Below are 11,501 nucleotides of genomic sequence, written 5' to 3'. Positions count from 1 at the left end.
CTGTTCATTTTGGTTACCCCTTCTTTTTCTGCTTACCGGCATTTTCATGCGGCAGCTGCAGCGGAGCCTTCTTTACAGCAGGGGCGGCAACTTCGGTACTATCTCCCAACTCATCTGCGGTAACGGTTTCCCCCCGCTTATAATACTCCTTCACCATCTTCCCCGTTTCTTCATCATATAGCTTCCACACCCCGTTACGAACGGAATTACCTAGTCTTACAATCTCCGTGGGCGTTTCCGCATTGGTCACCGGATCAATGATCATGATCGTATCCCGCTGCCCCTCAATTTCAGTGGCCAGGAAAGCACCCTCCTCACTCAGCTTCCCGTTAGGGAAATAATACTTGCAATAACCATCCAGCACATTGTTCTTATAAGTTTCCTCCGCCAGTAAATTACCAATAGCAGAAGTCTTTTTCCAAACACCTTCCTTCCGGTCATTTTTATACACGCCTTCCCACGTATAACCCGGCTCCCCCCGCACTTCTCCCACTTCCTCTACCCAACGCCCCTGCTTCCGGCTTTGCCCGTCGCGCTGGTTAACCTTCGCCTGGGCCATTCCCATGCTGCAAACACTCAATAACAACAGGTATAAAAACAACAGTTTCTTCATAGATATTACTTTGTCACAAGTTAAATATTTTACGCGGATGTTGTCTTTCTCGCTGATTACGCTGATTATACTGATTCAGGGATTTGATCACTTTTGATTTTAAAGGATTTGGGGAGATATAAGCGGATATTTTCGCTTATATCTCCCCAAATCCTTTAAAATCAAAAGTGATCAAATCAGCGTAATCAGTTTAATCCTGAGAAAGACAAACTACGCGCGCGTTACTTATGCAGCTGGATATTCCCTATCCGCGTATCTTTCCCCCGTTCTACCTTCACACCGGTAACCGTAGTATCCTGGTAACCGTTGGAGGCATTTACAAAAACATTCCAGTCGTCGCCCACTTTCAAACCACGTACCTTATACTCTCCGCTTCTCCACGGCAGCGCATATAACGTATCACTGCTGTTGTTGTAAATAGAAATCACCGGGTAAGCATCCCACGGGGTTACCTTACCTGAAATACTGCCCATTTTAAGAATGGTAAATACGCTAATGTAGGGTTTGAGGATGAATTTTCCATTCCATGTTCTGATAATAGAGCGCTGTACATCAAAGTCCAGCCACAACTGCAGATTATCCGCACTCAGCTCGTCCCACTCGTTATGACGCACCCGCACAATGATCTTCGATTGACCGGAGATCGATTTCACCGGGTAAGTAACACCGTCCTTTACCAGCGAATTCTGGTCGCCAATGGTAATACGGATCCGTTCCATCGTTCCTTTTGCTACCACACCGCCGGCCAGCAGGGTATCGGCTCCGTTCCTCAATGTCAGCAGGTCATAAACACCAGGGTTAATATCCAATGAATCCCACAACTGACAGGTATCCCGCCCGCTGTTCCGGTCGTGGTCGCGGTCTTCATCCCACCAGCAACGGTCCCGGTCCGACCAGTTGTCGTCGTCCGTTTTACCGCAGGTGTCCACCAGCACTTCCACACTACGGATGTCCAGTAATACTTTGTCGAAGTAACCCGGATCATCTGACAAATAAAGACTTACTTTTTGCTTATTGTCCGGAATAGGCGTGGTAGAAGCAGAATTATCCTTTTTACAGGCGCCTGCTAATGTAACAGCAGCCAACACTGCCATCACCAAACCATGCCCCGGTTTGCGGAGAATGTTTTTCATAAAAAGAACGGTTTTATGTAACTAAATAAAAATATGGACGAATTGATCTGGTTGAAACACTGATACCACATAAAACGTACCACCATAGCCAGTTATTGCAGCAGGGATCAGATTGCTGATAGATAGAAAAAAGGAGGCAAAGTTTAACCGGGAGAACATTTTTTTTAATAGTTTTTTTAAACGGATTGATTCACTTGAAACTGTATGTTCTGATTTTTTTTATCTTAAAAAAATAAAGGAGATGAAAACAGGATATTCCTGCTTTATCTCCTTTAAAAATTTTATCTCAATAAAATAATCAGTCAACTACGATTACTATTACCGGCCGGCACTCAACGCTCGCCCTGGCTCAGGAGCTTCAGTATAGTAGCCCCCAAAGGTGGTAAACGCAATGAAATCGTATAGTCCCTGCCGTTATATATCTGTTTAACGGTGCGGATTACACCGGTGTTCACCACTCCACTGCCGTAATACTCCGGTGCATCGCTGTTCATTACTTCCTGCCACGCTCCCGCCACAGGAAGTCCCACGAGGTAGTTTTCGCGCACTACCGGCGTCATGTTCAATACCACCAGCAAAATATCACCGGCTTCTTTTCCTTTCCGCACGTAGGCCAGCACACAATTATCATAATCATTCACGGTGATCCACTCAAAACCCGCTGCATCAAACTGTTGTTCATATAACGCGGTAGTAGTGGCGTAAAACTGGTTGATGTCTTTTACAAAAGCTGTCAAACCCTGGTGGCTGGCATGCTTCATCAGGTGCCAGTCCAGCTCCCCACGGTAATTCCATTCAGATGTTTGCCCAAACTCATCTCCCATAAACAGCAACTTGGTGCCGGGATGGGTATACATATAACTATACAACAACCGCAGATTGGCAAACTTCTGCCAGTCGTCGCCAGGCATCTTATACAGCATGGGCGACTTCCCGTGTACCACTTCATCATGGCTCAGCGGCAGCATAAAGTTTTCTCCGAACGCATACACCAAACTGAATGTCAGATCGTTCTGGTACCACTTCCGGTGAATAGGATCCTTTTTAAAATAATCGATGGTATCATTCATCCAGCCCATCATCCATTTCATACCAAAGCCCAGTCCACCCATAAAAGTTGGCCGGGATACGCCATAATGGGAAGTAGAATCTTCCGCAATGGTTTGTACATCCGGGAACAGGGCGTATATCGTTTCATTCAGCTTCTTCAGAAAACTGATGGCTTCGAGGTTCTCATTTCCACCCACTTCATTGGGTTCCCACGCGCCTCTCTCCCTGGAATAATCCAGGTGAATCATCGACGCCACCGCATCTACGCGGATGGCATCCACATGGAACCGGTCGAACCAGAAAACAGCATTGCTCAGTAAAAACGACCGCACCTCATTCCGCGCATAATTGAAAATATAACTGTTCCAGTCCGGATGATAACCCTTACGCATATCCGCATATTCATACACATGCGATCCGTCAAAACGGAACAACCCATGCGCATCATACGGAAAATGCGACGGCACCCAATCCAGGATCACCCCAATACCCGCCAGGTGAAAGGCTTCCACCATCTCCATAAAATCCTGCGGCGTGCCATACCTGGAAGTAGGCGCAAAGTACCCGGTGACCTGGTACCCCCACGAACCATCAAAAGGATGCTCCATAATGGGCATCATCTCCACATGGGTAAAGCCCATTTCCTTTACATAAGGCACCAGCATATCGGCTATTTCCTGGTAAGAATACACCCGCTCCGGATCAGAAGGATCAGGGCGGCGCCAGGAACCGAGGTGCACCTCGTATACGGCAAAAGGACTGTCGAGCGCATTGTTTTTCCGGCGGTGGTCCATCCACTTCTTATCATCCCACTCATAATCCAGCGGGCATACCACCGACGCCGTTTTAGGACGTACCTCCCAGTGATTGGCATAAGGATCTCCTTTAATCAGCTCTTCCCCGCTGTTGGAACGGATAAAATACTTATACAGAGCCCCAGGCTTCACACCAGGCGCAAAACCTTCCCAGATACCGGAGCTGTCCCACCGCGGGTAAAGCGTATGGGTGTAATGATCCCATCCGTTAAAATCCCCCATTAATGCTACAAATGCTGCGTCCGGCGCCCAAACGGCAAAGTACGTGCCATTGGCGCCTTCTACCTCCATAGCATGAGCGCCAAACTTTTCGTATAGCCGGTAATGTGAGCCTGCCTGGAAAAGCGTTATATCACTGGAAGAAAAAAGAGTAAATGGTTCTACGTACTGTAAAGCGCGATTTGTATCTCCGGTCATATTAACGTGTGAATTGGGTGTCTTGATGAACAAGATAGTTTAAATTTGGGAAAATGACCTATACTATGAAACAGATATTTACATAAAAAGAAAAAGGCGCCCGATGGACACCTTTTCTCTTTTTATATCGCTATTCCGTTTCCGGATTAGTATTTTTTCTTGTACGGAGGTTTGCCACCGCTGCCGAAAGACTCACGTCTGTCGCCACCGCTGCGGCTACCACCCGGGCGGCTGCCACCTTCTGCACTCCAGCTTCTTTTACGCGGACCATCTTCACGACGCGGACCACGATCTCCACCACCACCGGTGCGGGGGCGTCTGTCGCCATCCTGCGACATTTCTATCCGCACGCTGCGGCCGTTGTATTCCACTTTCTTGAAAGCTTCAGTTACTTTTGGTAGTTCCTCGTTCTCTACTTCAAAGAAGGAATAAACACCCTTCAGATCGATACGGCCTATTTTATTGCCACGGAGACCAGTATTGTCACACAGGTAACGGAGCATATCGCCACGGTTGAAATCATCTACTGAACCCAGGTTGATGAATAAACGGGTGAACTTGCCATCGCTTCTGCGCGGACCTCTGTCTTCGCCCAGTGTACCGACGCGTCTGTCGTCTTTTGCATTCAGATCAGGCGCATCCTGGTAGTATTCCAGGAACTGGTTGAATTCCAGAGAAGCAAAACGTTTGATCAGGTCTTCCTTGCTCATGGAGGCAAACTCTTCGTTGATGCGTTCCATGTAAGGTTCAATCTGTTCTTCGTTTACTACTACGTTATGTACTTTATGTACCAGGCCAAACAGTTGTTTTTCACATACTGCGAAGCCATCCGGTACTTCAGCTTTTACAAATTTCTTCTGGATCACACGTTCAATCTGGCGGATCTTTCCGGTATCACGGCTGCTGATAATAGCAATAGAGATACCTGATTTACCGGCACGACCGGTACGGCCGCTTCTGTGTGTGTAGTTCTCTACGTCATCCGGTAAATCGTAGTTGATAACGTGTGTTACGTTATCCACGTCGATACCACGGGCAGCCACATCTGTAGCCACTAATACCTGCAGCGCTCTTTCGCGGAAGCGTTTCATCACCTTATCACGCTGTTGCTGGGTTAAGTCGCCATGCAGGGCATCTGCATTGTAACCGTCCTTGATCAGCGATTCAGCAATTTCCTGGGATTCAATTTTGGTACGGGTAAAGATGATACCAAAAATTTCAGGGTTGAAATCCACGATACGTTTGAGGGCCGCATATTTTTCACGCGGACGCACTACGTAGTATTCGTGTTCTATATTAACGTTACCGCTGTTTTTGTTACCTACGGTCAGTTCAAACGGATCCTCCATGTACTTCTTGGCGATACGGCGAACTTCCTGTGGCATGGTAGCAGAAAACAACCAGGTAGTTTTACCTTCAGGGGTGTTAGACAGGATGCTGTTGATATCTTCCTGGAATCCCATGTTCAGCATTTCATCTGCTTCATCCAGTATAGCATAACGCACATTGTCAAAATTAACCGCACCACGGTCAATGATATCCAGTAAACGGCCGGGAGTAGCCACCACAATGTGTACTCCTCTTTTCAGTTCACGCAGCTGCTGAACAATGCTGGAACCGCCATATACCGCTACGATGCTCACATCGCCGAGGTATTTGCTGAAGTTTTTCAGATCATTGGTGATCTGTAAACAGAGTTCACGGGTAGGACATAAAATCAGTCCTTGTGGTTTATTTATTTTCAGATCCAGTTGCTGCAGCAAAGGCAGGCCAAATGCAGCAGTTTTACCGGTGCCCGTCTGGGCAAGACCTACGAAATCGCGGTCACCTCCTAACAATACTGGTATTGCCTGTTCCTGGATGGGAGTTGGGGAAACGAAGCCCAGGTCCGTAATTCCCTTTAAGATAGGCTCTTGTAAGCCCAGTGATTCAAATGTAGTCATTGATTTGCATTAATCAAGCTCCGTCGGGAGCTGTGGATATAGCTTTTAGCAGTTAGCTATCAGCTGTTAGAAATATTATTTCAGCTTTTAGCGTTAGCTATCGGCTGTTGGTGGCCTTCAGTGATTAGCTGTTAGCTACCAGTTCTCCTTCGAGGTCGTAATCAAACGCTTTGGTGATCCGTACTTCTACAAAGTCGCCCGGTTTCAGGCGTTTCGTAGTGTCTATAATCACTTCGTTGTCTACTTCCACCGAATCAAACTCGGTACGGGCAAGGTATCTGCCTGCCTCTTTTTTATCTACTATTACTTTAAAGATCTTCCCTACTTTCTCCTGGTTTTTTTCCAGGGAGATTTCCTGCTGTACTTCCATAATTTCCTGCGCTCTGCTCTCCTTTTCTTCTGCCGGGATATTATCTTCCAGTTCGTAGGCGCTGGTTCCTTCTTCATGACTGTAGGTAAACACCCCTACACGGTCAAAACGCATTCTTTCCAGGAAACCTTTCAGCTCTTCCACGTCATCCTCCGTTTCACCGGGGAAACCGGCAATCAGGGTAGTACGTAAACAGATACCTGGTACTTTGGCACGGATGTCATGCACCAGCTGTTCAATTTCCTCCCTTGTAATCTGACGCTTCATCGCCTTCAACATGGCATTGGAAGCATGTTGCAGCGGCATGTCAATATACTTGCAGATATTCGGGAACTCGTTCATCACATCCAGGATCTCCATCGGGAATTTGGTGGGATAAGCATAATGGAGGCGAATCCATTGCAGTCCTTCCACTCCGGCCAACGCACGCATCAGGTCTCCCAAACGGCGTTGCTTGTACAGGTCCAAACCATAATAGGTCAGCTCCTGCGCAATGAGCATGATTTCCTTTACACCGGATTTCACCAGTTTCTGCGCTTCTGTTACCAACTCCTCAATAGGCTTGGAAACATGGCCACCCCGCATCAGCGGAATAGCGCAAAAAGAACAGGTACGGTTACAACCTTCCGCTATTTTCAGGTAAGCATAATGAGACGGGGTACTCAGTAATCTTTCTCCAATCAGTTCTGCTTTATAATCTGCATCAAACTTTTTCAGCAACAGGGGTAATTCCATCGTTCCAAACCAGGCATCTACTCCCCCTATTTCTGATTCCAGGTCACCCCGGTAGCGCTCACTCAAACAACCCGTTACATAAACCTTATCCAGCTTGCCACGTTGTTTCAGCTCTACCTGTTCCAGAATGGTGTTAATCGATTCTTCTTTGGCCTTGTCAATAAATCCACAGGTGTTCACCACAACAATGTTATGATCGCGTTTTGCACTTTCATGCACCACATCGATTTCATTAGCCATGAGCTGACCGCTCAGCACTTCTGAATCTACCATGTTCTTGGAACAACCAAGCGTAATAATATTAACCTTGTCTTTCTTTAAAGTTTTTGTCTTCAAGCGCGAATGTTTTAAACAAGCGGTCAATCATTTGTTGAACCGCTACCGCCACGAAGACACACAGACACTGATTGAATGTAACAGCAGACTTACTGTATGTGACTTGAGTCTTAGTGGGGGTTAAGGAAGGTGCAAAGCTAGTAAAAAGATTTGACAATTGGAAATTAATGCTAAGTACCTGTTCATTAGTTACTTAGCATAACGTTGGAATCAGGTCAGCTCAGCGTCTGCATGGCCCTGTTGGCACGTTCGCGGGCTTTTTGTCTTTTATAATGGTACCACCACCTGGGCGCCATCTTAATCATGAGGTTGTTCATTCCCCGCAGCCCCACCAGGTGGTAAAGCCCGTTTAGTTTATTTACGAAAGAAGGATCCAGCGCCCGGAGACTCATAGCGAAACCGCCATCCAGGTACTCCATATGATGCCAGTAGCCCGCCGGCATAAACATGGTATCCCCGTGGCCCAGGATGGTAGTGTACCCCCGCGCATGTTTCAGCGCCGGAAACTGGTCCTGGTCCAGCTGCTCATGCCAGTTCACAAAGTTAGCCGCGCTCTCCACGGTAAAAGGCATCCGGTAAATAAGGGGCGATTGGCTATTTTCCAGCAGCAGCACCCGCTTACGCCCAATAAACTGGGTATGGAAAATGTGCGAAAGATCAATGTCATAATGCATGTGCGCCACCGAACCGGCGCCCCCCACAAATAACATCGGGTACTTCTTCAGAAATCCGGAGGCAAATTCATCCGGGAAAGTAAAATCTTCCACCAGCTGGGGAGCATGCTGAAAAATATTAAACAGGAAGATCCGGAGCGCTACCGGTCCCTGCTGTATCATATCGAGGTAGGCCCCGAAAGTAATGTAATCATCTGCCCCGTTTACAAGGGTATTTTCGTTGGCGCGCTCATTATTGTATACCCCAACCGTTTTACTGCCAACTATTGATTTGAAATAATCCCATGTCCACTTGTTATAGGCCGGCCAGTGTTTGCTAAGCGCCGCCGCCGGAATAATTACAGGTTTACGTGGCTGGTAATAGTTCTTCTTGAATTCCGCTGGTGTAATATCTTCAACTCGATCTATGTGCTGTACTATCATACTTACGAATTGTTAAAAAGGGTACAAAAAGGGAACAATTGTCCAAATTTAATAAATGCAGTGCGATTTTATAATTACAAACAAAGAGCTTTAATGTTGATCAAAAAATGAGCCGGGCTCCTGTTGGAGCCCGATTGTTTTTACTTAAAGTAAAATATTAGATAAGATTTATGCCGGTTGATAAATAACATTCACAATAATCAGGGAATCAGGCATTTACACTGAATAATGAATCTACGAAAGATTCCTTATTAAATACCTGTAAATCCTCCATCTTCTCACCAATACCAATGTATTTTACCGGTATCTTAAACTGGTTGGCAATTGCCAGTACCACACCACCCTTCGCAGTGCCGTCCAGTTTGGTAATAGCCAGGGCCGTTACCTCTGTGGTAGCTGTAAACTGTTTAGCCTGCTCCAGCGCATTTTGCCCGGTAGAGCCATCCAGCACCAGCAGTACTTCATGCGGAGCGTCAGGAATCACTTTCTTCATCACCCGCTTAATTTTGCCTAGTTCATCCATCAGGTGGAGTTTGTTGTGCAAACGGCCGGCGGTATCTATAATAATTACATCCACATCTTTGGCAGCGCCGCTCTGTACCGTATCAAAAGCCACCGCGCCGGGATCTGACCCCATCTGCTGCTTTACAATAGGCACTCCCACTCTTTCACTCCAGATCGTCAGCTGATCCACTGCCGCCGCACGGAAGGTATCTGCCGCACCCAGCATCACCGACTTACCCGCTTTCTTAAAGTTGTAGGCCAGCTTACCAATGGTAGTGGTTTTACCCACACCATTTACGCCTACCACCATAATTACATAAGGCTTCTTGCCAGCCGGTATGTCGAAATCACGGAAGCCACTGTCTGGCGCGTCTACCAGCAATGCTGCAATCTCTTCCTGCAACATTCTGTTCAGTTCACTGGTTCCCAGGTATTTATCTTTAGCTACACGCTGCTCGATCCGGTCAATGATCTTTACGGTAGTGTCTACACCAACGTCTGCAGAAATAAGGGCGTCTTCCAGGTTATCCAATACTTCAGTGTCTACGGTGGACTTCCCTGCAATGGCGCGTCCTATTTTACTCAGGAAGCTCTCTTTGGTTTTTTGTAAACCCTGATCCAGATTTTCCTTCTTCTCCCTGGAAAATAGTTTATTGAAAAAGCTCATAATTTAGATTAATTGGGTCCGGTACATTCCGGTTTTTTTAGGTTGCTAAAATACGCGAAAATTCGCGGATATGCGGATTTTGTCTTTCCCGCTGATTACGCTGATTCAGAGGATTTAGAGGATTTGACCATTGGGGATTTTAAAATGATTTTGGGAGATATAAGCGGATATATCCATTGTATCTCCCAAAATCCTCTAAATCATTTTAAAATCCAAAAAGTAAAATCAAGGTAATCAGTATAATCAGCGTAATCAGCGGGAAAGACAAAATCCGCGCATAACGCAAAAAGCTGTCCCTTAACAGGACAGCCTTTCAGTATTATTAGTAAAGCCGAATTACTTTTGGGTCATGTACTCCTGGATCTTATCCTTGTGCACGATTGCTTCCTTAAAAGTATAAGCACCGGTTTTAGGAGAGCGGATTGCTCTGATAACCTTAGTCCATACCTTTGATTCAGCTGCTGCTTTAGTATCTTTTACTTTCGCGTTCTTTGAAGCTACTTTTGCCATGGTATTCTATTGTTTTTATGGTCCAATGGCTAACTGGCAGTATGCTAATACAGCCATTCACCATCAACAATTACTTATTTAATTTCTTTGTGTACAGTCACTTTCCTCAAAATAGGATTGTACTTTTTCAACTCCAGACGCTCAGGAGTATTTTTCTTATTCTTGTTAGAGATGTAACGGGAAGTTCCGGGTTGGCCAGAAGCTTTGTGCTCTGTGCACTCCAGAATTACCTGCACTCTATTACCTTTTTTTGCCATTGTGTATTACAAATTAAGTGAGTCTTAGAATTAGATTGCCTGACCAGCTGCACGCAATTCCTTCACAACTGCATACAAACCTCTCTTGTTGATGGTTCTTAAACCGTCAGCAGAAACTTTCAATGATATCCATTTGTCCTCTTCTGCCAGGAAAAAACGTTTCTTTTGCAGGTTAGGAAGAAACCTTCTGTTCGTCTTAATGTTGGAGAAGGAAACATGGTGACCTGTAATCGGCTTCTTTCCTGTCACCTGACATACTCTTGCCATGATCTAAAAATTTAGGAATGCAAAAGTCCAATTTATTTATGGATTTTGCAAATATTATTAAATGAATTTATTCACAAATGCATAAAAGTCACTCATAAAAAGCGGCTTCTTAATATGTGAACACAATGCAAAATATTGATAACCATTCGGTTATCAGGCAAATTTACATCTGTCTTTTGCCGAAAAATATTTTTTACAACAGTACGATCAGGCTACGTAAAACCGCCCCCAATCTTACCGACTCCAACACTCTTTGCTGATCCGTTCCATGTTTCAGCAACGCTTCTTCGTGCGAAGTTACACACATTTCACATCCGTTCAGCGCAGATACCACCAGGCTCAGTAACTCAAAAAACTCTTTCCCCAATACCGGGTTGGCCATAATGCTCATCCTGATGCCTGCAGGCGTAGCGGTGTAAAATTCCTTGTTCACAAAATGCCTGAAACGGTAAAATACGTTATTGGCACTCATGAGGGAAGTACAACTGATCACCTCTGCAATCTCCTTGTCCGTTGCTCCTTCCTGCACCGCCAGCTTCTCAAACGACGCCTGCAGATCCGCATGCTTCTCATTCACCGCCACTGCCAGCCCGATCATATACGCCTCTTTCTTCGACAAGGTAGCCGCCGCCAGGGAATTGGATACGTTGATCTTCAGATCTTTCAGGTACCGCGCATCCACATTTACAAGGGATTGCAGTTTTCCTGAAACCGAATCCGCCGTTAACCCTACCGCTTCCAGTAATTGAACAGCCGTATCCTGATTTGTAGTTGCAAACATAATAAG

The 11,501-nt window shown here is 45.9% G+C and carries 11 protein-coding genes; all 11 read right to left on the bottom strand.

From position 1 onward, the window contains the following. Positions 1-13: 13 nt before the first annotated feature. On the bottom strand, positions 14-613 hold the full coding sequence (locus ACMXI2_RS08040) for a toxin-antitoxin system YwqK family antitoxin (RefSeq protein WP_483781173.1): 600 nt from the start codon (positions 611-613) through the stop codon (positions 14-16). Positions 614-834: 221 nt separating this feature from the next. Beyond that, positions 835-1,746, bottom strand: a complete 912-nt coding sequence (locus tag ACMXI2_RS08035; protein ID WP_483781172.1) for a DUF4382 domain-containing protein — start codon at positions 1,744-1,746, stop codon at positions 835-837. A 332-nt stretch (positions 1,747-2,078) separates the two neighbouring features. Beyond that, entirely contained in the window at positions 2,079-4,028 is a 1,950-nt protein-coding gene (gene glgB, locus ACMXI2_RS08030; RefSeq protein WP_483781171.1) for a 1,4-alpha-glucan branching protein GlgB, read from the bottom strand. A gap of 146 nt (positions 4,029-4,174) precedes the next feature. After that, on the bottom strand, positions 4,175-5,971 hold the full coding sequence (locus tag ACMXI2_RS08025) for a DEAD/DEAH box helicase (RefSeq protein ID WP_483781170.1): 1,797 nt from the start codon (positions 5,969-5,971) through the stop codon (positions 4,175-4,177). 124 nt (positions 5,972-6,095) lie between these two features. Continuing rightward, positions 6,096-7,412, bottom strand: a complete 1,317-nt coding sequence (rimO, locus tag ACMXI2_RS08020; protein WP_483781169.1) for a 30S ribosomal protein S12 methylthiotransferase RimO — start codon at positions 7,410-7,412, stop codon at positions 6,096-6,098. 215 nt (positions 7,413-7,627) lie between these two features. After that, positions 7,628-8,509, bottom strand: coding sequence for a cupin-like domain-containing protein (locus ACMXI2_RS08015; protein WP_483781168.1), 882 nt, complete (start codon positions 8,507-8,509; stop codon positions 7,628-7,630). A 208-nt stretch (positions 8,510-8,717) separates the two neighbouring features. Next, entirely contained in the window at positions 8,718-9,680 is a 963-nt protein-coding gene (ftsY, locus tag ACMXI2_RS08010; RefSeq protein WP_079468084.1) for a signal recognition particle-docking protein FtsY, read from the bottom strand. A gap of 336 nt (positions 9,681-10,016) precedes the next feature. After that, positions 10,017-10,190 (bottom strand): DUF4295 family protein, encoded by a 174-nt coding sequence (locus ACMXI2_RS08005; protein WP_079468085.1) that lies wholly within the window; start codon positions 10,188-10,190, stop codon positions 10,017-10,019. Between the two features lie 74 nt (positions 10,191-10,264). Further along, on the bottom strand, positions 10,265-10,447 hold the full coding sequence (gene rpmG, locus ACMXI2_RS08000; RefSeq protein WP_079468086.1) for a 50S ribosomal protein L33: 183 nt from the start codon (positions 10,445-10,447) through the stop codon (positions 10,265-10,267). 30 nt (positions 10,448-10,477) lie between these two features. Beyond that, on the bottom strand, positions 10,478-10,714 hold the full coding sequence (gene rpmB, locus ACMXI2_RS07995) for a 50S ribosomal protein L28 (protein ID WP_079468087.1): 237 nt from the start codon (positions 10,712-10,714) through the stop codon (positions 10,478-10,480). 193 nt (positions 10,715-10,907) lie between these two features. Next, a complete protein-coding gene (locus ACMXI2_RS07990; protein WP_483781167.1) occupies positions 10,908-11,495 on the bottom strand; it encodes a carboxymuconolactone decarboxylase family protein in 588 nt (195 codons plus the stop codon). Positions 11,496-11,501: the final 6 nt, after the last annotated feature.

It is taken from the genome of Chitinophaga sp. G7 BAM 1005, assembly GCF_057126945.1.
This window is presented reverse-complemented; position numbering and strand designations above follow the sequence as displayed.

Coding starts and splice junctions, on each gene's coding strand:
- glgB (WP_483781171.1), bottom strand. CDS start 4,028: ATGACCGGAGATACAAATCGCGCTTTACAGTACGTAGAACCATTTACT.
- rpmG (WP_079468086.1), bottom strand. CDS start 10,447: ATGGCAAAAAAAGGTAATAGAGTGCAGGTAATTCTGGAGTGCACAGAG.
- ACMXI2_RS08025 (WP_483781170.1), bottom strand. CDS start 5,971: ATGACTACATTTGAATCACTGGGCTTACAAGAGCCTATCTTAAAGGGA.
- rpmB (WP_079468087.1), bottom strand. CDS start 10,714: ATGGCAAGAGTATGTCAGGTGACAGGAAAGAAGCCGATTACAGGTCAC.
- ACMXI2_RS08015 (WP_483781168.1), bottom strand. CDS start 8,509: ATGATAGTACAGCACATAGATCGAGTTGAAGATATTACACCAGCGGAA.
- ACMXI2_RS08035 (WP_483781172.1), bottom strand. CDS start 1,746: ATGAAAAACATTCTCCGCAAACCGGGGCATGGTTTGGTGATGGCAGTG.
- ACMXI2_RS08005 (WP_079468085.1), bottom strand. CDS start 10,190: ATGGCAAAAGTAGCTTCAAAGAACGCGAAAGTAAAAGATACTAAAGCA.
- ACMXI2_RS07990 (WP_483781167.1), bottom strand. CDS start 11,495: ATGTTTGCAACTACAAATCAGGATACGGCTGTTCAATTACTGGAAGCG.
- ACMXI2_RS08040 (WP_483781173.1), bottom strand. CDS start 613: ATGAAGAAACTGTTGTTTTTATACCTGTTGTTATTGAGTGTTTGCAGC.
- ftsY (WP_079468084.1), bottom strand. CDS start 9,680: ATGAGCTTTTTCAATAAACTATTTTCCAGGGAGAAGAAGGAAAATCTG.